This window comes from Photobacterium sp. AWH4_225 (assembly GCF_056158405.1).
Map to the genome: position 1 here is coordinate 1,418,324 of NZ_JBSWTF010000001.1, position 26,919 is coordinate 1,445,242.

Annotated in this window: 37 protein-coding genes and 1 pseudogene; 34 read left to right on the forward strand and 4 right to left on the reverse strand. The window is 46.6% G+C overall.

Annotation, left to right across the window (positions count from 1 at the left end; all coding sequences use genetic code 11):
* Positions 1-85 precede the first annotated feature (85 nt).
* The 11 genes from ACXAD4_RS06880 (at position 86) to ACXAD4_RS06930 (ending at position 5,679) form a co-directional block, all read left to right on the forward strand.
* A complete protein-coding gene (locus ACXAD4_RS06880) occupies positions 86-301 on the forward strand; it encodes a hypothetical protein (RefSeq protein WP_475239939.1) in 216 nt (71 codons plus the stop codon).
* Between the two features lie 40 nt (positions 302-341).
* Positions 342-887, forward strand: a complete 546-nt coding sequence (locus tag ACXAD4_RS06885) for a phage regulatory CII family protein (RefSeq protein ID WP_475239942.1) — start codon at positions 342-344, stop codon at positions 885-887.
* 10 nt (positions 888-897) lie between these two features.
* A complete protein-coding gene (locus ACXAD4_RS06890; RefSeq protein ID WP_475239944.1) occupies positions 898-1,191 on the forward strand; it encodes a hypothetical protein in 294 nt (97 codons plus the stop codon).
* 38 nt (positions 1,192-1,229) lie between these two features.
* Positions 1,230-1,616: a hypothetical protein gene (locus ACXAD4_RS06895; RefSeq protein ID WP_475239946.1), complete on the forward strand. Its 387-nt coding sequence runs from the start codon at positions 1,230-1,232 to the stop codon at positions 1,614-1,616.
* Complete coding sequence (locus ACXAD4_RS06900) at positions 1,613-2,029, forward strand: hypothetical protein (RefSeq protein WP_107297642.1); 417 nt, start codon at positions 1,613-1,615, stop codon at positions 2,027-2,029. The genes ACXAD4_RS06895 and ACXAD4_RS06900 overlap by 4 nt, the downstream gene beginning before the upstream one ends.
* Positions 2,026-2,211: a hypothetical protein gene (locus ACXAD4_RS06905; RefSeq protein WP_107297643.1), complete on the forward strand. Its 186-nt coding sequence runs from the start codon at positions 2,026-2,028 to the stop codon at positions 2,209-2,211. Before ACXAD4_RS06900 ends, ACXAD4_RS06905 begins: the two co-directional genes overlap by 4 nt.
* Positions 2,208-2,435, forward strand: a complete 228-nt coding sequence (locus ACXAD4_RS06910) for a hypothetical protein (protein WP_475239948.1) — start codon at positions 2,208-2,210, stop codon at positions 2,433-2,435. The genes ACXAD4_RS06905 and ACXAD4_RS06910 overlap by 4 nt, the downstream gene beginning before the upstream one ends.
* Complete coding sequence (locus tag ACXAD4_RS06915) at positions 2,432-2,647, forward strand: hypothetical protein (protein WP_475239951.1); 216 nt, start codon at positions 2,432-2,434, stop codon at positions 2,645-2,647. The genes ACXAD4_RS06910 and ACXAD4_RS06915 overlap by 4 nt, the downstream gene beginning before the upstream one ends.
* Before the next feature lie 18 nt (positions 2,648-2,665).
* Positions 2,666-4,921: a replication endonuclease gene (locus ACXAD4_RS06920; RefSeq protein WP_475239954.1), complete on the forward strand. Its 2,256-nt coding sequence runs from the start codon at positions 2,666-2,668 to the stop codon at positions 4,919-4,921.
* Positions 4,922-5,120: 199 nt separating this feature from the next.
* Positions 5,121-5,303 carry a hypothetical protein gene (locus tag ACXAD4_RS06925; RefSeq protein WP_475239957.1) on the forward strand — a complete coding sequence of 61 codons (183 nt, stop codon included), beginning with the start codon at positions 5,121-5,123 and terminating at the stop codon, positions 5,301-5,303.
* A gap of 172 nt (positions 5,304-5,475) precedes the next feature.
* Positions 5,476-5,679, forward strand: a complete 204-nt coding sequence (locus ACXAD4_RS06930; protein WP_475239960.1) for a hypothetical protein — start codon at positions 5,476-5,478, stop codon at positions 5,677-5,679.
* On the opposite strand, the gene ACXAD4_RS06935 is transcribed toward ACXAD4_RS06930, so the two are convergent.
* From ACXAD4_RS06935 to ACXAD4_RS06950, 4 genes and pseudogenes are all read right to left on the reverse strand, one after another.
* On the reverse strand, positions 5,668-7,317 hold the full coding sequence (locus tag ACXAD4_RS06935) for a hypothetical protein (protein ID WP_475239962.1): 1,650 nt from the start codon (positions 7,315-7,317) through the stop codon (positions 5,668-5,670). The two genes, ACXAD4_RS06930 and ACXAD4_RS06935, sit on opposite strands and share 12 nt — an antisense overlap.
* 109 nt (positions 7,318-7,426) lie before the next feature.
* A pseudogene (locus tag ACXAD4_RS06940) lies at positions 7,427-7,576 on the reverse strand (ogr/Delta-like zinc finger family protein); the annotation flags it as partial.
* Positions 7,577-7,644: 68 nt separating this feature from the next.
* Entirely contained in the window at positions 7,645-8,655 is a 1,011-nt protein-coding gene (locus tag ACXAD4_RS06945) for a phage portal protein (RefSeq protein WP_475239964.1), read from the reverse strand.
* Positions 8,634-10,418, reverse strand: a complete 1,785-nt coding sequence (locus ACXAD4_RS06950) for a terminase large subunit domain-containing protein (protein WP_475239966.1) — start codon at positions 10,416-10,418, stop codon at positions 8,634-8,636. Before ACXAD4_RS06950 ends, ACXAD4_RS06945 begins: the two co-directional genes overlap by 22 nt.
* Before the next feature lie 173 nt (positions 10,419-10,591).
* Between ACXAD4_RS06950 and ACXAD4_RS06955 the strand changes: the two genes are divergently transcribed.
* The 23 genes from ACXAD4_RS06955 (at position 10,592) to ACXAD4_RS07065 (ending at position 26,918) form a co-directional block, all read left to right on the forward strand.
* Positions 10,592-11,440 carry a GPO family capsid scaffolding protein gene (locus tag ACXAD4_RS06955; protein ID WP_475239969.1) on the forward strand — a complete coding sequence of 283 codons (849 nt, stop codon included), beginning with the start codon at positions 10,592-10,594 and terminating at the stop codon, positions 11,438-11,440.
* A gap of 9 nt (positions 11,441-11,449) precedes the next feature.
* Complete coding sequence (locus ACXAD4_RS06960) at positions 11,450-12,460, forward strand: phage major capsid protein, P2 family (RefSeq protein ID WP_475239970.1); 1,011 nt, start codon at positions 11,450-11,452, stop codon at positions 12,458-12,460.
* Positions 12,461-12,467: 7 nt separating this feature from the next.
* On the forward strand, positions 12,468-13,181 hold the full coding sequence (gene gpM / locus ACXAD4_RS06965; protein WP_475239972.1) for a phage terminase small subunit: 714 nt from the start codon (positions 12,468-12,470) through the stop codon (positions 13,179-13,181).
* A gap of 103 nt (positions 13,182-13,284) precedes the next feature.
* Positions 13,285-13,707, forward strand: coding sequence for a head completion/stabilization protein (locus ACXAD4_RS06970; protein WP_475239975.1), 423 nt, complete (start codon positions 13,285-13,287; stop codon positions 13,705-13,707).
* The gene (locus ACXAD4_RS06975; RefSeq protein ID WP_475239977.1) at positions 13,707-14,204 is read left to right on the forward strand and encodes a phage tail protein; all 498 of its coding nucleotides are present in this window, start codon (positions 13,707-13,709) and stop codon (positions 14,202-14,204) included. The genes ACXAD4_RS06970 and ACXAD4_RS06975 overlap by 1 nt, the downstream gene beginning before the upstream one ends.
* Positions 14,179-14,835, forward strand: coding sequence for a virion morphogenesis protein (locus ACXAD4_RS06980; protein ID WP_475239980.1), 657 nt, complete (start codon positions 14,179-14,181; stop codon positions 14,833-14,835). The genes ACXAD4_RS06975 and ACXAD4_RS06980 overlap by 26 nt, the downstream gene beginning before the upstream one ends.
* Before the next feature lie 4 nt (positions 14,836-14,839).
* A complete protein-coding gene (locus tag ACXAD4_RS06985; protein ID WP_475239983.1) occupies positions 14,840-15,964 on the forward strand; it encodes a DUF2586 domain-containing protein in 1,125 nt (374 codons plus the stop codon).
* Positions 15,965-15,967: 3 nt separating this feature from the next.
* A complete protein-coding gene (locus ACXAD4_RS06990; protein WP_107297659.1) occupies positions 15,968-16,423 on the forward strand; it encodes a phage protein in 456 nt (151 codons plus the stop codon).
* Between the two features lie 9 nt (positions 16,424-16,432).
* Entirely contained in the window at positions 16,433-16,651 is a 219-nt protein-coding gene (locus tag ACXAD4_RS06995) for a TraR/DksA C4-type zinc finger protein (protein WP_475239987.1), read from the forward strand.
* Positions 16,648-17,142: a hypothetical protein gene (locus tag ACXAD4_RS07000; protein ID WP_475239990.1), complete on the forward strand. Its 495-nt coding sequence runs from the start codon at positions 16,648-16,650 to the stop codon at positions 17,140-17,142. The genes ACXAD4_RS06995 and ACXAD4_RS07000 overlap by 4 nt, the downstream gene beginning before the upstream one ends.
* Positions 17,143-17,145: 3 nt before the next feature.
* Positions 17,146-17,376: a hypothetical protein gene (locus ACXAD4_RS07005; protein WP_475239992.1), complete on the forward strand. Its 231-nt coding sequence runs from the start codon at positions 17,146-17,148 to the stop codon at positions 17,374-17,376.
* A 2-nt stretch (positions 17,377-17,378) separates the two neighbouring features.
* The gene (locus ACXAD4_RS07010; RefSeq protein WP_107297663.1) at positions 17,379-17,618 is read left to right on the forward strand and encodes a hypothetical protein; all 240 of its coding nucleotides are present in this window, start codon (positions 17,379-17,381) and stop codon (positions 17,616-17,618) included.
* Positions 17,615-17,908, forward strand: a complete 294-nt coding sequence (locus tag ACXAD4_RS07015) for a putative phage tail assembly chaperone (RefSeq protein WP_475239994.1) — start codon at positions 17,615-17,617, stop codon at positions 17,906-17,908. The genes ACXAD4_RS07010 and ACXAD4_RS07015 overlap by 4 nt, the downstream gene beginning before the upstream one ends.
* A gap of 13 nt (positions 17,909-17,921) precedes the next feature.
* A complete protein-coding gene (locus ACXAD4_RS07020; RefSeq protein ID WP_170114892.1) occupies positions 17,922-18,065 on the forward strand; it encodes a DUF6890 family protein in 144 nt (47 codons plus the stop codon).
* Positions 18,066-18,083: 18 nt separating this feature from the next.
* The gene (locus ACXAD4_RS07025; protein ID WP_475239997.1) at positions 18,084-19,970 is read left to right on the forward strand and encodes a phage tail tape measure protein; all 1,887 of its coding nucleotides are present in this window, start codon (positions 18,084-18,086) and stop codon (positions 19,968-19,970) included.
* Positions 19,967-20,305 (forward strand): DUF2590 family protein, encoded by a 339-nt coding sequence (locus ACXAD4_RS07030; RefSeq protein WP_475239999.1) that lies wholly within the window; start codon positions 19,967-19,969, stop codon positions 20,303-20,305. The genes ACXAD4_RS07025 and ACXAD4_RS07030 overlap by 4 nt, the downstream gene beginning before the upstream one ends.
* Positions 20,298-21,485 carry a baseplate J/gp47 family protein gene (locus ACXAD4_RS07035; RefSeq protein WP_475240001.1) on the forward strand — a complete coding sequence of 396 codons (1,188 nt, stop codon included), beginning with the start codon at positions 20,298-20,300 and terminating at the stop codon, positions 21,483-21,485. The genes ACXAD4_RS07030 and ACXAD4_RS07035 overlap by 8 nt, the downstream gene beginning before the upstream one ends.
* Positions 21,472-22,074, forward strand: coding sequence for a phage tail protein (locus tag ACXAD4_RS07040; RefSeq protein ID WP_475240003.1), 603 nt, complete (start codon positions 21,472-21,474; stop codon positions 22,072-22,074). The genes ACXAD4_RS07035 and ACXAD4_RS07040 overlap by 14 nt, the downstream gene beginning before the upstream one ends.
* 13 nt (positions 22,075-22,087) lie before the next feature.
* Positions 22,088-24,730, forward strand: a complete 2,643-nt coding sequence (locus tag ACXAD4_RS07045) for a phage tail-collar fiber domain-containing protein (RefSeq protein ID WP_475240006.1) — start codon at positions 22,088-22,090, stop codon at positions 24,728-24,730.
* A 76-nt stretch (positions 24,731-24,806) separates the two neighbouring features.
* A complete protein-coding gene (locus tag ACXAD4_RS07050; protein WP_475240009.1) occupies positions 24,807-24,998 on the forward strand; it encodes a hypothetical protein in 192 nt (63 codons plus the stop codon).
* Positions 24,998-25,534 carry a baseplate complex protein gene (locus tag ACXAD4_RS07055; protein ID WP_475240011.1) on the forward strand — a complete coding sequence of 179 codons (537 nt, stop codon included), beginning with the start codon at positions 24,998-25,000 and terminating at the stop codon, positions 25,532-25,534. Before ACXAD4_RS07050 ends, ACXAD4_RS07055 begins: the two co-directional genes overlap by 1 nt.
* An 11-nt stretch (positions 25,535-25,545) precedes the next feature.
* Complete coding sequence (locus ACXAD4_RS07060) at positions 25,546-26,241, forward strand: hypothetical protein (RefSeq protein WP_475240013.1); 696 nt, start codon at positions 25,546-25,548, stop codon at positions 26,239-26,241.
* Entirely contained in the window at positions 26,226-26,918 is a 693-nt protein-coding gene (locus tag ACXAD4_RS07065) for a hypothetical protein (protein ID WP_475240014.1), read from the forward strand. Before ACXAD4_RS07060 ends, ACXAD4_RS07065 begins: the two co-directional genes overlap by 16 nt.
* Position 26,919 lies beyond the last annotated feature (1 nt).

Sequence of the window (26,919 nt, forward strand, 5' to 3'; positions counted from 1 at the left end):
ATCTAGTATTCATTTGCAAACCAAGCGATTCGCAAAAGGGTGAATGGAATCGCATGAAACTGAAACAATAAGAAAGGATACCACTATGGATACAACTTCAATAGTCTTTAGTGCACCACTTGCCCCCTTTGTCACAGTACAAAAGTTCTCTGATATCACAGGGATAACAATTGGGCAGGTCAACAAGATGCTCCATGAAGGCAAGCTCCCTATCCGTCCTAAAACACCGGGCAAACCCAAAGAAAAACCGCTCATCAACATGGTTGCCCTAATGCGAGAAGCGGATTCATATGTGTTTTAACTAAGTCATTTGAATATAGCAATTGGGATAGGAGCTCACTATGTCTGCAAATGAATGTCCAAAACATACAGCGTTCCTCAACGCTTGCACCACCTTCAGCAACACGCATGTCATTAAGCATCTGGCTGCAAAGTTCGGTTTGGATGCTCAAATGCAGTGCAATAAGTTAGATGCCAACAAACCCCATAAGCTATTCGCTGAAGAGCTGCTGCTACTCACTAAAGCAACCTATAACCCTGATACAGGGAAAATGGATACCAGCTTGGTGGATGGCCTATTAAGGGAACTCAACCTTACAGCGGTTCCATTACCAGCTGCCAATTCAGAGCAAGCACCAACATCTTTAACCGATCGCATGTTAGAGATTTCTTCAGCCACCGGTGAGCTCAGTGCTCACACGTTGCAAATCAATGCCACCAACCGAGTTAATCGCCGCACCAAAGAACAAGTCGTGAAGCGCGCGCAATGCGCCGTTCGTGAACTTGTCATGCTAATGAATGAAGTCGAAGGCAAGTTTCAAGCTGTACCAGTGCTTTCCTGTGCGGTCGACGCGTTTGGTTCAATGCCACTACCGGGTCTTTCATAAGGAGATAACCATGGGAAACGCAGCACGAAAACTTGAACAGTCATACCCCAGGCCAGCATCAGAATCGCTAGCTCACTGTCATGAATTACTCAATTGCAAAAGCCTCGTGGGGCTCAGTTACGAGAACCTCGATGAGTCAGTAAAACGCACCTTATGTTTCTCGGCGGGGTTAAAGCAACGCCACATTCCAATGAAGCTCCATGAACTGACACCATTCGAACGTAAGAAGCTTCACCGAGCCATCAATACATTGGCAGATGCCCTTAAGCCTCTCGCTTATCGTTCATTGAAAGAGTTTCAATAATAGCCCGACAAGGGCAGTCACTTGGTTAGGAGAACACCATGAAGAAAGGAAATGGAAAAAGTGAATTAGCATTACAGGCCGAGAAATTAGCAAAAGACTGTACAGCCTTTGCAGAGCAAATTAGCCAAGAACGCGGTTGTTTAGATGTCATCAGCGAAATTACATCATTGGGTTTGAGCAACACAAAGTACATCCATATCCATGTGGGCTTTCATGCCCATACCGAACAGTTTGATGTGCAGGTGAATCCTGTCGATAACAGTTATGAAGTAGGAGAGAGCATTCATCTCTATAGAGAATCTCTTTATCTCGACCGTAACCGATTTGAAGACGACGCCACACCGCTACAGCAGTTATTAGAAATCGAAGACAAGTTGCTTGAGCTTATCGCTGAAGCGAAAGATAAGTTGGAGGCTGCAGCATGAGCCTCTGTCATATCATGGTAATGGCCGACGAACTCAATCAAACATTAGATATGGTCGGCCTTGGCCCATCTCAGAAAGATGTATTCGTAAACATCTTCAACTACATAGAAGACGTCACTGGCGAGTGGTTTGCCCTAGATACGGCAAAAGCGCAATCACTTCATGTTGCGCATGATCCTGCATTAATAGACCAAGACGACATCTACGCCGGCTGGTTCGCGTTCTGGATGTGTGTATTTAACAACACAGAAAACGGTAGTGAACTCGAAACCCAAGCCCTGGGCGCAATTCGTGGTTTGTTCTTTACCGCAGCCCACAACCGTCAGGTCACATTGCCATCGGCAATTGAAACTTGGTGGCAGCAAACCAACGAACTCCACTTCAATAACTCACTTAACGAGGTATCGGCATGATGACGCAAGAGCAGATGTACCAAGAACTTATCGACCGCCTGAACGAGATGACACAGTGTATGGTTTGTTTTGTTCCCATCCTTGAAGAGCATCGTTATTCATCTGCTGATGCCCTAAGGCAAATTGATATCAGCAACTCAGTTATCGCCGAAGCCAAAGCCATTCAGAAGGAGAACGCATGAACTACTTAGCGGCATTCCTTTGTGCTGATGGCGGCATCATTCGTAATGATGAAACCGGCGAAGTAATGAATATGGAAGTGGGTGACTTAGACACTCAACAGCAAGCCATCGTTGAAGCATGTACCAAGTTCGATTGCGAGCACCTAATAAACGGTGTGATACGAAAGCGAAGTGGAGCAGGCGGTTTTCTAATTGTCGATGCACAGGAGTTTGTTGAGGTATGAGCCAGACCTTTCAAACCGATCATGGTGTCGTCACGGTTAAACCCCGTCACTATAACTTTTTGATGAACGCCTTTGTGGTAGAGCTGAAATTAACCCCTCCTAGCCTTTGGGGATGGGGAGTAACGGCAACCTTTCCAGAAGAAGTTGAAGGGAAGGTTGACCAAGCTTTTGCTAACAAATGGGCCATCGAAGCCATAGGGAAGTTGGTTTGATAAGGAAGGTTATCAGCAATGGACACCACTTACCCGCAACCCTCTCAAGCCTATATTGATTCCTGCCCAGGGCGCACAGCCTTGTGGCGGGATGATTCCTCTTGGGCTCAAAACTTGGTTTCTACATTACCAGGTGATCTCGCCAGCTCCCTCTACAAGCAATACGTTTTTCGCTGGGAAAAGTATGTAAAGCGAAATGGCCAAAGCCGGAGTGCCAATATCTGGTTACGCCGCCAGGTGCAAATGATCACCAATGCCATCGCACAGTTTCCAACGCATATCGAAAACCTTCGAAATGAGGTAAAGCGTAGCAAGTTAGCCAATGACCTTGCCGCTCAGTGCCACAACATTCTGTCTTCCGGTAGTGAGGCAGGAGCCGCAATGAAATCAGTATTTGAAGAAATGATGAATATCCCAAATCAGTGGGCCTTCACTGTTGGCGTACCGATGCAGACGGTAACCCCTGAAAAGGGAGAAACCCCGAAGCAATATGGGCAACGTGTTCAGGAAATCTTGATGGCAAGCCAAATGGCTCGCCTGATTTCTGATGATTGGTGGGCGCGAAAACTAGAAATTGCTTACAGACGTTTTTGCGAACACTGCCGGATTATTGCCGGTAAGGTTCGCAAAGGTGTTTCAGCTTATTTGAGCCGTATCGGCTTGCGTGATTACAAAGAACGCAAGCTTGCTAATAGGCGGGCTTTGGCGCAAATGATTGCCAAGAACGAGATAACAGGTGAAGAAATTGCCTTGCTTGAAGCTGTTGAGGCATCTGTATCAAATCCCGAAATTCGCCGCCATGAGCTAATGGTTAGAATGCGCGGCTTTGAAGATATCGCCCAGGAACAAGGTTTAATGGGAGGGTTCTTTACTGCTACGGCTCCCAGTAAGTACCACGCCTTTATAAAAGACAAGAAAGGGAAGGCCCATAGCAATCGTAAGTATGCTGGCGCTAACCCAAAACAAACTAACCGTTATCTAGGTAAGGTTTGGTCACGTGCTCGTGCCAAGCTGAATCGCCTTCACCTTCCAATCATTGGCTTTCGGGTATGTGAACCACACCACGATGGCACACCGCATTGGCACATGTTGTTTTTCTTCCGCCCTGAACACGAGCAGCTGATTCGCTTTGTGTTGGCAGATTACTTTACCCGTGAAGATCGTTCAGAACTACGAGTGAGTCATTTCGATATTGGCTACTGGGCGAGCTGTTTCGTTAAAGAAACAGGCCAGCTCTCTCTGGTTACTGACCATGACCTTATCGAGCAAACCGCGAAACGCATTAGCCCACGCTTTGACTACAAAGCTATCGACCCAGAAAAGGGTAGCGCCACCGGTTATATCGCCAAGTACATCGCTAAGAATGTCGATGGTTTTAAGGTGGAAGAAGATGAAGAAGCAGGTATGGCTGCCAACGTGACAGCAGAAGCTGTAACAGGGTGGGCGAGTGAGTGGGGGATTCGTCAGTTCCAACAGATAGGTGGGCCACCGGTTTCTATTTGGCGAGAGTTACGCCGGCTAGAACAAGATGAAGAAACCAAAGCGGGAATTGCAGCAGCCAAAGAGGCAGGTGTGAAGTATCAGCGGCCAGTGAAATCATTCCTAGAGCTGAAAGCTGAGAAGCCCTTATTGGAAGTGGCCCGAGTTGCGGCTGATTCTGGCAGTTGGAGCATGTTCATTGCAGCTATGGGTGGTTTGTTCTGTCCTCGCAAGGAACAGCCATTACGCCTTATCTATAAACCACAGGAAAACAAGTACGGGGAAGCGGTTGCCAAGTTAAAAGGTATTACCAACCACATCGACCTCACCATGATATCGCGCGCCGATGGTTGGGTAATTGCTAAGAAAGGTGCAGCGTCTGCAAAAAGCGGCGACAGCCGCGCCCCTTGGAGTTCTGTCAATAACTGTACGGAGGATCTCAATGATCCGCTGAACGAAGTGAAACGGACTGTTTTCAACCATGTTCAACGGAATGGCATTGACGTTGATATAGGTGGCGCAGCTGCCATTGCCAGGGGCGATAAGATAAGAACTAAGAAAGGTGAGCAGGTATGGCTCGATAAAACGGATATCGGCCTGCAGCTTCGCATTTCGCAGGTAGTTGAAGAGTATGAGGACGGCTGGCCGGGTTGGGACTATGAAGAAATCCCAGAACCGGAACCAGAACGGACTTATGCCGACATCATTAAATCCATCCCAGTGCACGCAGGCGGCTTTACCCCGCCAAGTAAGGAGTACTGGACTTCAAAGAAAGAGGGAGTATCTGATGTATGAGTTTATAGAAATGGCCGTACCTGAAGGTCGACCAAGTGACGCGACTCACTTTAACCCAAGGTACCGGTTGTGCTGGGAAAAGCTTGTCGAGGATTCAAACAATGTGCAGGTTTATGATCATGTACATAAGAGCTGGGGCCAACCTGTATATCGGCCCGGTGGGCTGCTTATCCAATCACAACAATGAGGAGCGAACTCTATGTGTTTTGATGCTTTAGGGTTAAAAGCTCTTAAAGAGCAAATCAAACTGAACGCGGAGATTGCTGCTTCGCAAAATCTCGGAAAGGCTTACGCTCATCAAAATCAGTGCACCTCTCACACAGCCAAACAGGATGTGGTTTGGGAGAAGAAGCCAACTTCCAAGGGAGAGGAGTGTTCATAACCTGGATGCAATATCTGTGTTGGCGACAGCCATTACAAAGCTCTAAGCGAGGAGTTTTGATTAGAACTTCATCAAAATCATGTGGTTGTGTCAATTTTTTGCCTATCAGTGCTGTAAACCGCTTACACAATACTGTATATTCATACAGTGCTTTACGCAAGGAGTTATGAAGATGGCGCACTCAATCAGTTGGCAAGCAGTTGATTTCATTGTTGAGGCTTTAGCTGCAAAGACATACGGCGAAGACCGTACCGAAGTGGCTTTGTACCTGATCAAGCTAGTAGTCGAAGACAAGAAAGGGCCGCTTGATGCGACCCAATTGGAGATGGTGCGGGAGCTGTTGGCTGATGCGAGATTTCAAGAGTTAAGGAGTTAAAGACTCTTGAGTAGTTTTATTACACTTACTTTCTGCTTTCGTGTTTTGTATTGAGTTGTTCCACCAAGTCTCTTTTCGCCAAAAAGCAGTGTCTCCAAATTCGCCATGTTTCTGAGGAGAAGTGATGTAGCCATTACTTTTGTTATTTTTTTCGATATCAAATACTTTAAAGTACATCCTATCTTCAACGCTGTCAGGTATAAGGTGTAATGTTCTTTCCATTTTATCCCACCTTCCTGATCTTTTGTTCAATATTGTCTCAGGGTTTGTATACATTTCATCGACCCAAACTAATAAGCTTCCACTTGGTAGCAACCCCCACCATGTAACTTCCCTGTTTTCATTATCTGGATGTAATTTTAAACTATAAAACTGTGTGTTTTTATTTTTCCTCAGATAAGGGACGACAGATGAAAATAAAGCTTCAATGGAGTCAGCTGAAGCTAAGTGTACAATATTATTAATAGGGAGTTTATGTTCGGTTAATATTAGTTTGTTAACAATGATAGCTCCCATGCTGTGACCCATAACTGTAACTTTAATCTTTTTCTTATCATCCTTATTGTCGTTATTATCTTTTTTATCGCTGATGTCGAAGTTGTATGCTAGGTGAGTAGACAGATGATTAATAAAATGTATTAGTATACCTTTTCCGTTACTCATGTTAGGTTCTTCGTTGCCCATTATTTCTATATTGTGATCTTTTTGAATTCCCTCTAATTTATTGATTGATGTAAAGTCTTCTGGTGAATAAAAGGGAGTGTTTGTTCTTCGTAACATCATTTCCCATGCGGGCTTTCCCATTGTATAAGTTATTGGGGTTGATATAACTTTTGCAGGGCTTGTAATTATCCACTGCACATTCCTTTCAATATTTCTATTTACTTCGTTATTTTCTTTGAATTCAATTGGTGGTTTACATTTTCTTTTGTTATATTCAGAAATATCATATGAAAGATTAGAGTAGTCACTTTTCAATGTTGCGTTTATAGAATTTGCACTTGCAACAGTCCATGCTTTTGGTGTGTTAATAAAAATATTTCCAATGTCAGTGATAAAATAAATTGGAAAAGTGAGCGGAGCTGTATTGGAAATTTCCCCTTGTCTAATTCTAAACAAGTGATCTGAATAGGTTTCAAAAGGTCCAGAGTCCCAGTTTATGAATATAGGATAAATACAATCATCTAATATATCTTCATAATTCTTAAAAACTCTGCTTAAGGATGATGTGTCAGTATTTAGTCCACCATGAACATACAGAAGTATTTCTATGCTTTCCTTTTCTTCACATCTTCCATTTTCTTCGAAATTTTTGGCAAAATTATTAATCTTATTTGTTATGTTATTAAAGTAGCATGTGGAGTTTTGTGTAGTATAATAACAATCGCTTTTAATTTTTGTATCTTTAGTTTTTATAGTGTTTATACTATTTTCAGGTAAAAATTCTCTAGTTTTTTTTGTCTTATCTATTCTCATAGAAAACTTAACATCAAGAAGCTCTCCATCTCTTGATATGGATACTATATGTGAACTTAGTTCATCGTATAAACTTAAAAATTTGGTATCTTTATCAATGTATTCGCTAGTGTTTGAACAAGCAGACAGAAATACAAGTAGTAATATTTGTATATGTTTCATAGTTATTAGCTATATTTAGACTTATAAAACTAATGTTAGCTAAGTTAGACACTGTTGACTGATTAATTGTGAGAATATAACTTTATTGAGCATTTTTATGGATATCTACTAGTGAATGACTATACCCCAAACTCATTACAAACCTAAATCCACACTCAGGATCACAGCAGGAACAGTACAAATCAGCTGAAGTGGCTGAAAACCAGTTGGTCTTCTCAATTCTTGCTTTGCTTCCACACTCTTTACAATGAATTCGCATAGCCATGGGTAGACACCTCGTTTGATATAGTCATTAAATAATAACTCAAGCACTGTTTTTATGTACAGTTAAGTGTGTAAGTTTAGACAATATTTTCTCGTAATATCAATATCTTGATTGATGGCTTCTACTAACTTTCTAGCCAATGGAATTGACTCATTTTTTCTATAAGCTTCATCGTTTTTCAATGGATCACCAAAGCTAGAAGTACCAGCTGGAATAATGCCAGATAGCCCCGGTGGGAATCGGTGAGCGGCGAGCATGTCTTGAGAGGTGACTGATTTGATATTAGTAAAATCATCTTTGGTTGCGATGTCCCCAACCGGGATTATCTTGATACCGTCAGGCTTACCATCAGGGATGTTCACAAACAGAGAACGGAAGTTGCCTACACCTTTGCTGGCCGCCATCGACTCTTCTAATTCTTTCTGTTTGTCTGGGTCTAGGTTCGGGTCGGTAGCATAGAAGATAAACCCACAGTGGGCGCCGTTCTTGTAATACTTGCGGCGGAATAAAGTAGCATCCGTATTCAGCTGGGCCGACTGTAAGCCGCCCATGTAATCGGGCACCCCATAGATTTGTTGGTATGGGTCGTACTGTTTTATGAAGATCACATCTTCTTTGCGATAGGTAAGGTGCTCACCATTGCGCTGTAGGTAAGCAAAATCTCCATTCTTTTTTACCCGAATCCATACGCTGGAAAGTGTGACTAATCGAGTCACTTTGCCTAGCCGGTTACGGATTTTTAGTAGTGGGCAGTCACCAAATAACAGGAAGTTGTATAAAGCAGCTTCTAGATCTTCACGACTTAGAACGGATGAAAGCTGGATGAGCTCAGCCGCCATGTTTTTACGGCTAAAGATAATAGGGCCATGATAAGGGTTCGATTTGCTGATTTTTAGCAGCAAAGTCCGGTCGAGTGGGGGTATCCAAAACTCGTTGTAGTCATCAAAGAAAATACCTCCACTTTCATCCATACAGTGCAGAGCATCAAGGCCAGTGATAGTGTCCCAGGTTTCACCGATATTAAAGGCGACAGATTGAGATGATTGGTTGGTTAGGCTGCGATTGTCTTCCATGACGACTTCCGTTTCGTATTGTGGTTAATAGGCTCATTGATGGCGGCATGCGCAATGGCAAAGAATGCGTCGGCATGGCCGGTGCTTTCAGTTCGGTCGGCTTTGAATGTCATTTGGTTAGTGCTGCCAGTAACACCGCGCTTGATGGCAAGGAATGAAGCACCGATATCCTTATGCTCGGCATCCCAACAAATGCGCTGACTCTCAACCAAATCGATCATTTTGAGTACTAGGCGGTTTTTGCTATCCACGCTGTAATGAATGGCTTTGGCTTCTCTGGGAAATAGGTTATGCAGTAAATCAAATACCCCAGCTCCGATCCCAGTGATATCAACGCCGATGTAAGTAACATGATAGCGCTGAGTAATACGTTTGATTTGCTCAACGTGGTGCTGAAAGTTAAGCCCGCGCCAGTGGTGTTTCTCTAATACTCTAAATCTCTCACCATCAAACTGCGGTGGGGCGAGTACTATCAAAGTGGCGTTATCTCGCGTTCGGGCTGGGTCATACCCTAGCCACACCTCTCGGGCGGCAAATGGTCGGGCATTCTTCGGTTTGAAGTCACGCCAGCTAGCGGTATCAACGCCGCAATCTTCCAGTTGGGAGAACTTGAAGACGGACTGTGAATCATCAACGAAGATGCACATGAATAAGTTTTTGAAGTCATCATCGCTGTATTCGTCGCGTAGTTCGTCGATGTCAAACAGGTCACAGCCACCGTTAGCTGCATCCTCGATGGTAACAACGTAACGCCACTGTCTATCGGGACATTGCCGGCCACCATCTCGCATCTCTTCGAAGCTTGGAAATTCTTTATTCTGGCGATCTTTCTTTTCACCTTTCCAGGTATCACCAGTCCAGAACCCATAGGCAGGGTGGCCCTTTGCTGATGGCGTACTGAAATAGGTTTTACGCCACTTTTTATGGGTAGCCATGGCCGAAGCCAATTTGTTTAGGCGTTCAAACTGAGGTATCCAGAAATACTCATCAATGTAGACATGGCCGTGATAACTCTGAGCCGTATTGCTGTTGGTAGAGAGGAACCTAAGTTCGGCATCACCATGCGCGGTATTAAGGGTGATGGGGTTACCGGAAAGCTCAACCCCAAGGAACTGCTTAGCAATAGCGATGATGTAACTGCGGAATACTTCGGCCTGGGCACGAGAGGCCGACAGAAATATTTGAGGATCCCCCGTCAGCACGGCGTTTTCTAATGCTTCACCGGCAAAGTAGTAGGTGGCACCAATTTGGCGAGACTTCAGGATATTGCGGATACGCTGATGTAGGTTGTTCCGCATTTCATGTTGATAGGCAAAGAGACTGTCGTGCCACGTTTTGAAATCAGCTTCAGTAAGCTGGCTAACATCGTTCTTTTTCTTTCGGCCTTTCTTCTTAGTGCTCGAGCCGCCCTTATTGGAGCTTTGCTCATTACTCGCTGAATTGCTGCTATCACTTGATGATGAGGTCTGTTTTTGTTGCAGTACTCGCTGTTTCTTCAGTTTCACATGCTTTTCAATCAGCATGTCGAGTTCTTTAAGTTGGTTGGGCGTCTTTTCTGCCAGGTCGGTCAACATGACGATACGACGGGCAATTGCTTCATCGACTTCTTCTTCACGAAGCATGTCTCGCCAGTTGTATTTATCAGCCCAATAGTAAATGACTCGGGTGTTTGGTAGCCCAAGTTCTTCCCTTATTTCATCTGGTGTCCAACGTCGCAAATAGAGACGTTTGGCCGCTTCGCGGATTTCAGGAGAGTATGCCATGACGCAATCATACAGCTCGGAATCATTCAAATGACGCAGTTTCATTCGGATAAATTCGGATATCGTTTAAATCCGAAATTATCCGAATGAATCAAAATGCTTTTGACTATTTAAGTGCGTATTCTTGCCTTGATTAGATGTGCATTTGAATGAAATTTAGTCATGGATGACATATGGCAGGGAAGCTAAAAACCGGATGGATCCGGGTCGCCACGGAAGGCGACACCATTGATGGAAGGGATATCAGCAGGCAAGACCTGCTTGATATGGCGGAGAACTATGACCCTGACGTTTATGGTGCAAGGATTTGGCCTGAGCATTGGCGCTGGTATGCCTGTGGTGACGTGTTAGAGGCGAAAGCGGAAGAGGTCGATGGATTGATGCGACTCTTTGCTGTGTTGGCACCAAACATGATGATGGTCGAATTCAATCAGCAAGACCAAAAGGTTTATACCTCAATCGAGATTAAACCTAACTTTGCCAACACCGGTAAGCCTTACCTAGCAGGTATGGCGATAACCGACCAACCAGCAAGCCTTGGTACTGATCGTATCAGGCTATTTTCCAATTCTAATGATTGCATGTATGCCCAGCCTGAACTGCTAGTTATGGATGAACTGCACGAGGAAGCAGGCGGCATCCGTCGTTTATTTAATTTGTTCTCTGACAAGAGTGCTAGCAACAAGAAGGAAGAACAACCCATGAACAAGGAGCAGTTCAACGCTCTGGCTGAAGCCATTAAACAAGTGGTGGAAGGTCAGGGGCAGCTTCAAGAAACATTGCAGTCTCACTTTGCTGCCAATGGTGGAGCAGAAACGCCACCTGAAGAACCCAATAAATCGGATAAGCCGGAAGTGGGTATTACAGAAGAGCAGTTCAGTGAGCTGACATCAGCGGTGTCCAAGCTGGCAGAAGGTCAATCGACCATGCAACAACAGTTCAGTCAGTTGCTGGAAGAAGACCACAGTAACACCCCTGATGTATCGGGTGGTGACGGCTTTGATTGCAACTCACTGGTTTAAGGAGATGACATGCTGAATTCAACTGCACTTAACTACCTAAACCAGTATGCCCAGCAGCTCGCCAAGGCTTACAACGTTTCGAGTGTCGAGAACCTTTTCTCGATTACAGGCCCGAAAGAAACCCAGCTTCGTAAAGCGATTCTTGAGTCTGTTGCGTTCTTGAAGCGCATAACCATGAAAGATGTTGACCAAATCATTGGGCAAGCCGTTGAAGTGGGCGCGCTGGGGCTGCACACCGGTCGAGTTAAAGATGGCCGTTTTCATAAGAAAGCCAATATTGATGGCACTACCTATGCGCTTGTCGAAACGGACTCTAACTGCTCAATTACCTGGGACACGCTGAGTGTATGGGCGAACTCGGGTAATGCTGGTGAGTTCATGAAGTTGCTGAACGAGTCTACCAATGAAGCTTTTGCTTTGGATATTTTGCGCATCGGTTTCAACGGTACCAGTGTGGCCGAAGATACTGATCCAGCGAAGAATCCAAATGGTGAAGACGTCAATAAAGGCTGGCAGCAAATCATCAAAGATCAGGCGCCAGGCCAAATTGTCGATGTTGATGTGTATCTCGATTACGAAGGTAAGGGGGATTACAAAACATTGGATGCCATGGGTTCTGACCTTATCAACAACAAACTGCCGCCACAGTATCGGAACAATCCGAACTTGGTGATTTTGGTTGGTGCTGATTTGGTGGCGGAAGAGTCTGCCCGAATTTATGACGAAGCAGGCACACCAAGCGAGAAGAAAGCAGCTGAACATCTACCGTTCTCCATTGCTGGACGCCCTGCAGTTGTACCGCCTTTCTTCCCTGGTAAGCGTATGTCCGTAACCATGCTGCCAAATCTTCATGTCTATACCCAGAAAGGCACTCGTCATCGTAAGGCTGAGCATGTTCAAGACCGCAAGGCTTACGAGAACAAGTATCTTCGTTGGGAAGGTTATGCGATTGGCAACATGAAGGCATACGCCTCTTTCGATGAAACCAAAGTACACATTGGCGCTAAGCCGGTTGCATAGGTGAAAGATGGCTCGCTATTCACCTTGTCTTCGCGATAACGAAATCAAACAAGCCCGCAGTGAATCGCTGCGGGCAAAGGATACGGGTATCGCGCCTGAAAACTCTAGCTTGCACCTTCAGCTGATTGCGCTTGAGGAAGATATCAAGCGCCTTAAACAGCTAAGCCGCATTGCCGACAAGGTTGCGATGAAGCGCAACGAGTTATTGCCGAAGTACATGCCTTATGTTGAGCGGTATCTGGCTGAGGGTGATGTGTTTGCCAACCAGGTATTTGCTTATGTGGTGATCTGGCTGTTCGACACAGAACAGTTTGACCAGGCAATTGAATGGGCATTTGTGTGTATTGAGCAGGGGCAGCCAACCCCGGATAGCGTGAAGCGAGATTGGCCACATTTTGCTGCTGACGCTGTGTTGGTGTGGTGCGAGGTACAGGCCGAGCGGGGCAACAGTGTTGAGCCTTACTGTTCAACTGTTTTTGAGAAAGTCAGTAAGGAATGGCGACTCAACGAAAAGCTAACCGCTAAATGGTTTAAGTTCTGCGGCCTATTGCTATTGCGAGACATAAACGGCAAAGCACTACCTAGCTCAGTAGAGAGCGCTGACAAGTTACAACAGGCCACTGAATTGCTTATGAGAGCACAGGATTTTAACCCTAAGTGTGGCGTTAAAACTGTCTTAGAAAAAATTGATATGCGCCTGCGGGCGTTGACCGACTCCTAACCCTCCAAGGGTTTCTGGCTGAGGTGTTGACCAGCAATGGAAAACAATAACCGTCGATGCCAGTTAACCCTTACTTATTCAACGGTTCATAAGGTGATAGGCGATGAGCTTTGGCGGTAAATCAAACACGGATGTGAATACCAACATTCCCGGCAATGGATGGCCGGATTTATCGACCGAAGAGTTTCGTAGTATTCGCCGTATCCCGACCGTATTTGATAACGACAGCATGGAAATGGCGATTCGTATAGCCTCGAAAGCGGTGAAAAAACAGTTGGTGTCGTTACTGGATGCTGAAGGCCAGCCGCCACAACTTGATGACGATGACACCGCAATTTATAAGCGTGCGGTTTATGGCCGTGCCCATGGCGATTTGCTGCCAGAGTTTGCCACTCAAGACCGCCGCAAAGAAGCCAATAACTTAGCCAACGATAGCCAAGAACAGCAGGATGATTTCATTGCCCAGAGCAATCGAGATACCCGGTTGCTGCTTGGATTGGGCCGTGCGTCGGTAGGGGTGATCTGATGGCAGAGGTTTATACCAAAACCAAATTACAGCACCTCACTGAGTACATGCTTGCCCATATGAAAAGCGATGTGCTGGAAAACAAGATAGATGCCTGGCAGGAGTCGGCAACGATTCAGGTCGATGGGGAAGATAGGGGTAACGGCGGGTATGTAGCAGCTCAGTGGCGTTACACCGCAGTGATTTCTATTGAGGAATTTCCCCATCAAAAATGCGACCCAAGGAACATCTTTGCTTTGGTGTCTTGCTGGTTATCTGACTGTGATAGCGAGCGTTATGAATATGAACTTGGTGATCCGCAAGTTAGTGTAGATGTGCTTTCACAGGAAGTAGCGGATGTCGCCATCGAAATAGAAATGATGGAGCCCATTGAGTTGATTCCAGACCTAGACGGTTCAATCACATGGCGTGGGCAGAGCTATCGGGTTCAGACCGTTCCCATTAACTATGCAGAAGAAGCTGAGGTGGGGAATGACACCGACGATTCAGCTCAATGAACGTGACCGGCTGAATTTTGAAGAGAAACTGGCATTACTGGCGATGCCGCCTAAAAAGCGTTTTTGGATACTGAAAACATTAGGCCGATGGGAAAGAGCCAATGCTAGGCGAAGGATAAGTCAGCAGCGGGATGTAAGAGGAAGTGCACTAAAACCAAGGCAGAACAAAAAGAAAGGCAAGATATTACGGCGAATGGGTAAGGGCTTGGAGCCTTATGTGAAGAACGCCAACCGCCTCGAACTGACTTGGAAGAACAAGCTAACAGGCCGGATTGCTGCTCGGCATCACGCAGGGCAGACACAAAAGGTAACGGCCGCCCAAATGCGAAAACGCTGGGGAAAGCCTAACTACAAGGCTTCATGCACAAAGGGACAAGCTAGAAAGCTACGGGAGCTAGGTTACACGGTACCGAGGAAAAGCGGCAAAGGCCGAAAGAAACCCTCGCTAAGGTACATCATGCAAAGTGTTAGCCATGGTCAGGCAGGGTTGCTCATCAGGGAAATGACGAACCAGCCAAGCAAGCAGTCATGGAGCATCCCATTAGCTGAGCGCCAAATATTGGGAAGCCGTGAAAAGGATGTGAATCGCCAGCTTATCAAAATCATGGAGCAGGCACGCAGAAGGAACTGAAACAATGGGAATCGGTAAGGTAGAGGTTAACAACCTCAATTTAGGCCAAGGAACGCCGCCAGAGATTGAACGGCATTTGTTGTATATCGGCACCACCAGTAAAGCTGAACTGCAAGGCAAGGTAACCCGCATCAATGCCATGACAGATTTGGATAACATCGTGGGCGACGATGCGCTGGGCGACAACATTCGTGCAGCACAGCTTAACGGGAAACAAAACTGGACCGCTGCAATCTATGGATTGGCTTCAGGTGAAGATGCTGAAACGTGGGCCGAAGCGGTTGATAGCGCCAACTTAACGGACAGTTTTGAAGGTATTGCGATTGTTGATCCGGTAACGGACAAAGCTGATTTTGATGCGATGCAATCAAAGGCCGAAGAGTTAACAAGCAAGTTAGGTCGCTGGGTGTTCATTCTTGCAGCATGTAAGGGCATTGATAAACACGCACAGACCTGGTCGGACTATGAAACCGCTATGTTGGCTTTGGTGAAAGATGTAGCTGCCCGGTGGGTCGTACCTGTTCCTTTGCTCAACGGCAATAACGTAGGGGTATTGGGTGGCCGGCTGTGTGATCGCTCTGTCACTGTTGCGGATTCACCAATGCGTGTTACTACGGGTTCAGTGCTGAGTCTGGGTGAGATGCCAGTTGATAGCGCAGGCAAAGTGCTAGAAATGTCTACTATCGCCACGTTAGCAGAAGCTCGATACTCGGTACCGCAATGGTACGCCGATTACGAAGGTATCTATTGGTCTGATGCCATGACGTTGGAAACCAAGACCGGTGATTACCAATATCTGGAGTATGTTCGCCCCGTTCATAAGGCTAACCGCCGTATTCGCTTCAAGGCCATCGGTCGTATTGCAGACCGCATTCTTAATTCAACGCCGCCAAGCATTGAGCTTAACCGCAGCTATTTCCGCAGTGTGTTGTTTGACATGGCCTTCACGACGGAAATTGGTGGTATCACCTTCCCTGGTGAAATCATGACGCCACGCGATGAGGACGTGATGATTACTTGGGAGACCAAAACCAAAGTCATTATCAGCATCATGATCCGCCCGCATAACTGCCCGAAACACATCGTGGTGAATATTGCACTGGATTTGAGTAATGGAGCAGGGAGCTAATTTATGTCGATGCGTTTATCTGGCAAGAACATGCATTTCACCTTGGGCGATATCAAGCTCAAGGCACAGAAAGTGACCCTTTCTATTACTGATAATTCTGCAGTGAACAAAACCAGCGGTGTACCTGATGGCTACGTCGATGGCGATGTGGAGGCATCTGGTGAGCTGGAATTAACCACGGCGCAATTTAACTTGCTCGGCAAAGCTGCCAAGAACGCCGGCGCATGGCGGGCGCTACCTGCTTTTGATGCCATGTTCTACGGCAAGATCGATAAGGACGAGCTCAAGGTCGAAGCCTTTGGATGCCGCATTAAGCTTTCTGATCTGCTTGATATCGATGGTACAGGTGGGAGTGCCTTAGTTCACAAGGTGCCATTCGAAGTATCGAGCCATAAGTTTGTTCGCATCAATGGAACACCTTATTTGCGTGATGACGAAACCGAAGGCTTGGTTCAGTAAGGGGACGGAATGACTGATGTTATCGACCAAGGCTGCCGTTTCGAAGCCCAATTCACTGAAATGGCGATTGCCAAGCAACGGGCAAGGTATCACCCGATTGAACAACGGGAAAGCGCACATGAATGCGGCGAATGTGGCGAGCCGATTCCCGAAAAACGCCGCGAGAAAGTACCGGGGTGCAAGCACTGCACTTCATGCCAGGAACTAGCAGACAAGGGACGTCTATGAATATCGCGAAACGCTTTATTAACTATGTGATTAAGCCTGTGCTTGATCAGCTTGATGCTGCAGCAGGCGGTCACAGCAAGTTGAACAATGAGGCTGCTATTGCGCTCATCATGATGATTGTGGCGCACGAGTCAGGAAAGCTAACTTATTCAAAACAGGTTCGTGGGCCTGCTCTGGGTTTCACTCAAATGGAACCAGCGACTTTCTTCTGGTTGATTGAATGGCTGGGGAAAACGAAACCACATCTACTGGATACCATGAGTATGTTCGGGGCTATTGGTGAGCATGACCCACTAATGATGGTGGTTTGTCCGCAATATGCAGTGGCAGCCGCAAGGATGAATTTGCTCCGTTTCCCTGAACCTCTACCTGCAGCAGATGATTTGGATGGCTTAGCACGTTATGCCAAGAAGTACTGGAATACATCTGCTGGCAAGGCCACCGAAGCCGATTACAAAAACGCTTACTTACACATGATGGAACAGGAGTAAGGCATGAACTTTATCACTGGCGTTCTTTTGAAAACTTTATTGGATGTGTTGAAGGGGCTGTTTTTTCAGATTGGCTGGAAAATCATTTTGGAACGGTTTGCCACTCGTGGTGTGGTTTGGGGGCTGGAAACCCTGAAGAACCTGACCACTAACGATGTGGTTCAGGCCACTGTCGATGATGTGATTGCCTCTCTAAAGGGTAAACGCCTTAAAGAAATTCCACAGAAGGAATAGGTATGGATCCAAATTGGCTAAATGCGCTGGTAGCTCTGGCATCACTTCTAACATTGCTAACCAGCGTGTTAATCGGCTACCTCTTTAGGCTTTCAAAAGAGCTATCCGATTACAAAACCTATGTGGCACAGCACCACGCCACTAAGGAAGAACTCAAAGATATGGCGGAGAGGTTAGAGCGCCACTTTGATACCGGTTTTGACCGGGTTGTAGAAATGCTTAAACAAGGGAAAGTAGCATGAATGAGCAACTAATTACGCTAGTTATTGCGGGCAAGGAGCTAGCGTTTAAGCCATCGGAAGTGGAATACAACGACTACATGAATGAGCTAATGCCAGATAACAAGGTGGCTCCTGCTCATAATTTCTTGTTCAACACGGTTGATGATGGCTGCAAAGAGGCACTGCGCGAAATTACTAACGCAAACCCAAGTGCAGCAGTACAAATCACAGCAGCAGTAATGGCTGAGTATGCCCCGCAGTTGGAAATCTCTGTAAAAAATAGATGGCCTTGTCGCGGCAATAGACCGTAACGATTACGGCAAGATGCTCGCCTGGCGGCGTAAGTGGTTACCGGGCGAGCCAGACACTGAAGCCAATTTGGCAAGGGCTATCTGGTTAGAGAAGAACTACTGGGAAAACATGCGAATGTCCACGGCGAACGGAGTTGCCAAAGCATTCAGCTCATAAGCAAGGAAGCTGATATTCATGAGCCTACCGCAAGCATTGATGTTTCAGGTTGGACTGATTGACAAAATCAGTAAGCCATTGGGAAACATTCAACGTCAATTCAATGATATGGGCCAAAGTTACCGCGATGGCACCCATACCATGGTCGCAGGTGCTGCGGGGGTGGCCGGAGCTGGTTTAGCACTCCAGGCTGCATTGGGGCCTGCAATTGAAATGGACCGTGTCTTGGGAGAGGTGAAATCGCTTGGTGTAGCCGATGAGCAGCTGCAGCAATTAAGCGATAGCGCACTGAACTTTGCTGTGGATTATGGCAGGTCAGCGACTGAATTTGTTTCGGCCTCCTACGATATTCAATCAGCGATCGGTGGTTTGGCTGGCAACGAACTTGCAGAGTTCACCAAGGCTTCTGGTGTGCTGGCAGCTGCGACTAAAGCCGATACGGGGACTATCACCAATTATGTCGGCACCATGTACGGCATCTTCCAAAACTCAGCTAATCAAATGGGCAAGGCCGACTGGGTAAGCATGCTTGGAGGTCAAACCGCCAGGGCGGTGCAGATGTTCAAGACCACGGGTGATCAGATGTCGGCGGCTTTCACTTCTGTAGGCGCTTCGGCTACCTCGGTAGGTGTGGGCATGACAGAGCAGATGGCAATTCTGGGTACCTTGCAAGCGACCATGTCAGGAAGTGAAGCGGGTACAAAATACAGCTCTTTCCTTGCTGGCGCAGCTAAAGCTCAAAATGCGCTGAATATGTCGTTCACTGACTCCCAAGGTCAGTTACTTCCAATCGTGGACATCCTCAATCAAATCAAAGGTCGCTATGGCGAAACGCTTTCAGTTGCTGAAGGCGCTGAGCTAAGTAAGGCATTTGGAACGAAAGATGCGGTAGCCATGATCCAGCTGTTAATGCAAAACACCGACGGGTTGGCAACTTCCATAAATGACCTAGGTAATGTTAAAGGGCTAGATGTTGCTGAGCAGATGGCCGGAGCCATGACCGACCAATGGGAGCGTTTCGAGCAACTTATCTTCGCGATTCGAGCCTCGTTCGGTCAGGCATTGTTACCGGTGATCCTTCCCGTTGTTCAGGCCATTGCTGATGGCGGCAAAGAGGTGTTGCTCTGGACGAAGTTGTTCCCGAACCTGACCAAGTACATCGGCCTTGCTGGTGTTGCCGTTCTCAGCTTAGTAGCAGCCGGCGGCTTGTTCACCATGATGGTCGGTATTGGCAAGCAGGCCATGGTGGCTTTCACCTTAACAATGAAAATCTGGGCAGGGATGAACCTTGTGATCACCAAAGGGTTAGCAGCATTAAAGGCGGCAATGCTAGCGGCCAATATTGTGATGGCAGCGAACCCAATCATATTGGTGGTTAGTGCGGTGGTAGCGGCCATCGCAGCAATTGGTGCACTGATTTACTACTGGGATGATCTCAAGGCCAGTTTTGGTGATACCACTTGGTTCCAAGTGCTTGAGTCAGCAATTTCATTGCTGGCCGCACCATTCCAAGCAGCCTTCCAGATAGTGAAAGGCGGTTGGCAGTGGGTAATGAGCGGCTTTTCCGATACCAGTGGATTTGATGGTTTGTTCGCCTTGGCTGATAGCCTGCGCAATATTTTCGGTTCGGTGTTTGGTTGGATAACCGAGCAGCTGGGCGGCTTGTGGGATACGGCGAAGAAAGTCATGGATTGGATACCAGGCTTTGGTGGCGATGAGGTCGAAGTTAAATCCCAAGCCGTTCAGCAGGCCACACCAAGAGCAGCCATCCAACCAGGCGGCGCAGCCAAGAACATAGCCTCATATACAAGTAGCAGCACTAGCTATGGGCCAATCAGTATTCATGCCCAACAGATGAACAACCCGCAAGACTTCGCCACAGAAATGGAGTTTATCGCCGGATGATGTATCAAGACCTGTTAATTGAAAATGGTGATGTGGTGCTGGATGCAGGCCGTAACCCTGTATTGATTCAAGACCGTGCCGTCATCGCCCAAGACATCAAGCATGCCATTTTGGAAAGTAATTTGGCCGTTGAGCTGATTGCAGAACGAAGCCCATCGAAGAAATCAGATATTCGAACCAAGTTGGAATTGTTGGTTGAAGAAGATGTGCGCCTAGTACCTGGTACCGTTCGACTAGAAGAACCTACTGAAGGCACCATTTTTGTTTTCGCCACGACTACAGACTTTGGTGACGTAACTTTGGATATCAAAACTTCGGAGACAACCAATGTCTGATATTCCTAAGCCAGATTACTCCGAGTTGGTAAAGCAATCCGGTATTCCTACCGATGAAGCGAGTTGGAAAAAAGTGCTGAAAGAAGAGATGGAAAAGGAAGAGTGCATTATCTCGAATGATTCGCCTTTCTCCCCGTTCTGGCGCTTGATTGAATCAGCAGTGGTGAAAGTCACCTTGTGGCTCATCAATACCTTATTGGTTGGCTACGTACTACCGAATATGTTTGTGGCGACGGCAGTAGATCAATGGTTAGATCTACTCGCTTGGCAATGCAAACTCACTCGCAAGGGGGCAACAAAAGCCAAAGGGCTGATTGCTTTTCAGCGTGCAGCCGCGAAAGGGCCAGCGTTAGTCATTCCAAAAGACACTTGGATTCAGACCGAACCCATTAACGGCAATATCTACCGCGTTCGTGTGCTTGCTGATACTACGCTGCCAGAAAACGAAACAATGATCATAGCTGAAGTGGAAGCCGAAAATGAAGGCGCGGCCTACAACCTTGGTGAAGGTTACTATCATATTCTGCCTACAGCGATACCAGGTATTGCAGCAGCAACGAACCCAGCTGAATGGCTAATAGAGGCGGGTGCAGACAAAGAAAGCAATGATGAACTTCGATTGCGTATTCGCAACCAGTGGAGCGCGGTGGCGAAATGGCACATTGATGCAGCTTACCGTTCATTGCTAACGAGTCGCGCAGGTATTAACGACGACAACGTGTATTTCGAGCATAACGCACCACGTGGGCCAGGTACCGCCAATTCCTACATCTTGCTTGATACGGGTGAACCATCACCAGAAATGCTTGCTGACTTGAATGCCTATATCCGTGAGCAAGGGCAACACGGCCATGGTGATGATCTGCAGGTGATGGCGATGCCAGAAACGCAGGCCAATATTGTTTGCCGAGTGTGGCCGCTTCGCTCACTCACAATGGATGAGCGCACCCAGTTAAAAGCTGCCGTTGAAAAGTTCATCGGGGCGGCCTTCCGCGAGAACACCGATTATTCGCCAACCGTTACCAATCCTGTGTTGCGCTTTAGTTTCTCTAAATTAGGTCAAGAGCTACACGGCCAATTCGCTGAGATTGAATCACTCGAATTCGACAACGCCGACATCATCAACAACTTGACGGTGCCACGCATCCAGACGTTGGAGGTATCAATTGAAAATACCTGAGATAAACCTTCGTTACTGGATGGGTAGAGGTGAGCTGGCGAAACTCGCAAGAGCCCTACGCAACTATTGGGAACATGTGAAAGCCGCATTCGAAATGCCGCTGCAGCAACATGACCCACTGACCGCACCAATTGGATTGGTCAATATTCTTGCTTGGCAACGTGGTGTAGAAAAACTTGGCCAAGAGCCCGAAGAGTTGTTTCGAATTCGTGTGGCTCATGCTTACGGATTTTCTCGTGATGCTGGTTCGGTGTCTGGTTGGGAAGACATGTTCGACAAGCTCGGCTATCCGCACATATCTCAAGATGAAAGGTTAGTGAACGTAGACTGGGATGTGATCAGCCTAAAGATTCGAGACGGTGACTTAACCAATGTCCCGAAGTTATTAGACACAGTAGTTCGTCAATACGGGCGCACCTGTCGCCGCTATCAATACACCAGTTATGTCGAAATGCCGTTGGCCGCGCGAAGCAAGAACGTCGAAGCGCAATACTCAATGTCACACGTTAAAACACGGATAAACGTTGCTGGGTTGCCGAACGTGCTTAATGTCGATTGTGAATATTACCAAGCCACAGTGAAAGGTTAAGGAACAACTAAAGATGGCAAATACCACTGACAAGTCAATTTTAACCGCCGCAGGTAAAGCACTGTTGGCGCAGCTCAACGCAGAAGAAAAGCCGCTAATCATCGATAAGATGATTTTTGCCAACGTGCCTAATCGCCCAGAATTCCCACAGCCAGATGATGTGGTACCAACTGATAATGTTGTTCACCAAGAAGCTGTGGAGCAGCGTGGCCGACTCTCTGCCGACTCGGTCATTTACAGCACGACATTGACCAGCAACGTTGGCCCGTTCGAATTCAACTGGACGGGTGCGTACTGCTCTGAATATGGCGTATTGGTCACTATCGATCACCATGCTTTAACACCAAAGTCAGCCGATGAACCAGGTGTTGCAGGTAATACTTTGGTGCGCTCTGTCGTACTTGAGTACAAAGACATTGCTGAAATCACCAACATCACGGTGGACGCTTCATCGTGGCAGTACAACGCCACGCCACGTATGAAAAAAATGGACGATGATGTGGCCCAAGCGATTATCGACCAGAACGGCAAAGACTGGTTTATTGAAGACGGTTTCTTGGTTACGCCTCAAGCAAGTGCATTCAATATCAAAGCGGGTGCCGGCTATGTGTCGGGCAACCGTGTCACACTCGAATTTGATCGCAATGTTCAAGTCCCTAACAAGCCATCATTCATCTACGTAGACGCACACCGCGAAGGAACGCCAACAGGTGAGCAAGTCACTCTGTTTGATTTCGTCTTTACTGCAGAAGAGAAGGACGACTACACCGATGGAAATGGTGCTAAACACTTTGTTTGTAAGATAGCGCAGGTGTTGGCTGATGGAAGCGTTAGTGATTTGAGGCCAGAGGGGGAGAGTGCTGATAAAGAGTGGGTAAATAAAGAAGTAACAGTTTCAAGTGAATCCGATACCAATACACAACAATTAGTTGGCACATTGGTTGATTTCAATCTTGGGACCAGGCAGGTGGATGGACAGAATGCGATTCGGCTCACTGATTTAAAGTTGCTGATGGTTTTTAAGCGACGTACCTATCCTGAAAATGAAGTGGTCCCCGATAAATTCACAATAAAATCGATTGTCGATAATGTCATGACGGTTGATTATGGGGAGGGAGAGAAAAAAATCATCCTCGAATATAACGTTTGGCCGGTAGGTGATCTACGTCGCTATGGTGGTTATATGGACGCAATATTGCCCAATAATGCTGATAATCCTTCACCAACGGATGATACCAATGCGTGGCTGTATGCGTTGCATTGTCTGCCCGACCCCGCTGAAATAACGGTCAACGGCATGAGCTACGCGACAGAGGAAATCCCTCTTTCGAAAAGTTTGCATCTTAAAACGCCTAGTTTGCCAACCTATTATAAGCGTAACCGTGGAATTAATACTTCTGGCTGGCGGGCTTATGGGGCGTCCGGTATCGTTAATACTACGACTGACACGTTTGACCCAAAATCGAAAGAAGTGAAACAGTTGGCGATAATTTTAAGCGCTGTCACCTTAATTGGTGGTAGAAACAATACACCGTTTAAAACTTCAGATAAAAGTGTGGAATTGGATTATTTCCATGTTGAGGCTGACGGTGTCACGTTTGCGAATTTCTATCGCAACCTAGACGGTTCGCTCGGAAGCTGGTTGTGGAAGCTGAATAACTGTTCATTTACTGATGCGGCTGAATGGGGCTGCTGGATGGATGCTGCCCATGGTGCGCATGTGATTGGCTGTGATTTTGGCTGGGAAAATTTAAAGGGGTTGTATATCGACCAAGGCCAGTCGACAGTCGTTACAGGAAACCATTTCCCACACAATGCAAAATACCAACAGATTGCAGTCCAGATAAACAGACCGCAGACAATGTCGTTTTATGACAATTACTTTGAGACATATAGTTATGATACGGATCCGAGACCATTGGTAAACCAGGGTCGAGGAACGTACCCGCTGATTCTTACGCTGGACCATTATACCAACTCAGACAAGGGGCGTTTTACGCCAAACTATTTCGGCTTACATACCAAAAACGCCATTATCATTAAAAAAGCTCAAGATTCATTCTTTTCAGCTTCTGAAATGAATATTTTTGGTAATGATATAAAGAATGTTGGGGGTTTTTCTGATTTCTATGCGTTACGCCTCATTCTTGAAGGCGATGGATCCAGTAACACAATCACTATGCCGTTTTCTGGTGTTGAGCCCGAATTAATTTTAGATCCAAATGACCAGTTGAGAACATTTGGTAATGGAGCTATGTGGTATGGTTCAAAGACATTCCCGACAATAGGCGCGGATAAAAGTATTAAGATTCCAGCCGATTTCCCCGGCGCCCGAAATGATAAGAATGTGACGTTTGTTGGTGATAATCAAATTAAGCCTATAACGACAAAATCAGGTGCAAAAATTACCTTGTCATACACATGGGAAAGGCCAGCCGGTGATGCCAATTTTATTATCAGGATGAAGTCGTTTCAGGGGAACTATAAAACGAAGGATGTGTATTGCACTGGCAAAGGTGGTTCTGGGACATTGGAGGTGTATATCAAGAAAGAAGTTCTGGAATACACTAGCATTGATATCATTGTATCTGGTGAAACAAACGTAGGACCAAGTTCTACTCAGTTAGAGCTACGAGTGGAGTCGTTAGATGTTTAATTATACCGAAGCTATAGAGCAGTGCCGACAAGGTAAGGTGGTACGGTGCGTTAATTGGCATAAGGATAGGTGTGTTATGCTTATGCCAAATGGTTCACACGCATGGTTAAAGCTGGATTATATTGCTGAAGCAGAAACGCTAAACTTACCGCTGGAAGACGGTACAACAATGCGAGCTACGAAAGTGGCAACAAACCCAGATACGACTTACGTGATTTATCAGCCATCAGATACAGATGAGCTATCAAGTTGGGAAGTTATTTCATAATGCTAACTCTTGACGGAACCCAGCTACCGCTAAAGAACTTGCGCATTAGCGTACGACAGCAATTAGCCGGGCAGGATATGTCCGGTCAATCCTCGGCGACAGACCAAGCGGAAACGGGTAGCAAGGGTAAAGTTCTGACCGTTTCCGGTGTGATCCCCTTCAGCCAAAAGCATCTGCTGACAAACATTTTCAGCATGGCCGACACCCAAGATAATGGTGCTCGGCACATATACCGAATCAGTAATACTACTGCTGAAACCTTGAAAATCCGCCAGGTGAAATTCCAAGGAACAGTAAGGGCGGATGAGAAAAGTACATTGAGGCAATGGAATATCGCCTTTGAACTTACCGAGTACCTTTCTGTGCCTGAACGAATCGAGCAACGCCAACCAGACAAACCAGCAGCACAGCAGAAAGTACAGGGTGTAACCACTCCAGTTGAAACAGGGACGCAAGTTGATGCACCACCAGATACTAATGTTGAGCTGGCAGGCTTGATGGGATTGCTAAAGCGGCTTGATAACTCCTTGGCATGAAGTGAACGATCTTGACAGCAAATCATAACTTTATTTGTCGGGTTTACCTTGGAAGTCAAAAGGTAAAAGTGAAATCGCACAGGGTAGCATTAACAGAAAACACGCCAGGGCGATGTAAGCTGACTATAGAAGGTAAACCAGACACTGACACCATTGTGGCCGTTGACTTGGGTTGGGGCGATTCGATTGATCGGGTTTTCCTCGGTTATGTTGAACGGGTGCAGCCGGCTGAAAATGGTTGGTCAGATATTTTCTGTAGGGAGCTGGCTGCCGTTCTCTATCACCCTTTCAATGTGATTATGCGTCATCCAACCTTGATGCAGCTATTGAGTAACCTGACCCAGCAAACGGGACTGCAATTTGTGGTACCGGAGAAGGCTTACAGCAAAACTTCAATCCCTTGCTTCTATAGTGATGGCAATGGGTATCGCATCATGGATGAGCTGGCCCAAGCCTTCAGCATTGACGACTTGTTCTGGCAACAGCAGGGCAATGGGCAGATATTCGTTGGCAGCTGGGAAGATTCGTATTGGGCTGATAAGCCTATAACCCTTCCCTATGAACTGATGACCAAACACACCGCGAATAAATCGGTCAGGGTACCGGCACTCCCAAAACTCAAGCCGGGTGTGATGGTTAACGGCATCCGCCTGTCATCAGTTGAATTTGAAGGCACGGAGGCCAAACTAACATGGAAAGTACAATAAAGCGGATTATCTTTCGTCTATTCCCTGAGCTAACGGGCCGTTGGCACTTACCCAGATGGGGCAAGGTGGTTGCCCTGCCTGAGCTGCCAGAAGAAGGGCAACAGTCCGACAGGTTCTATCCCTACTACGCGGCAGATATCCAGCTGCTAGATGAAAAGGGTGTCGATTATAAAAATAAACCACCATTGCAGGCAGTACCTTTGCCTGTTCCTGGTGTGGGCGATCATGCAGGAAGGCTGGAGCCGCCTGCCATTGGTAGCATCGTTGAATTGGGATTTATCTTCGGCCAACCAGATAAACCATTTATTCGTTGCGTTCTCCCACTTGGATTCAAGTTACCAGGTATCAAAGAAGGGGAAAGCCGTTACCAGCAGCGGCAAGGTGTTTATCACCTGATAGACAAAGAGGGTAACTTCGAACGCAAGACTGACAAAGATGACCAGCTGGAATGCCTAAACCAGCGCATCAAAGTACTGGAAAGCCGTTTAGCCGAAATCGATGGTGACCACACGGAAACCGTTAGAGGGAACAAGGCGACAGCCGCGAAGCACATCACCGAAGATGCCAACACCATCAAGATGAACGGCGGCACAGGTGTTTGTACTGGCGCAACGATTTGCCCGTTCACTGGCAAGCCGCATGTTGATGTATCTAAAACCGTATTTGCAGGGAAGTAAT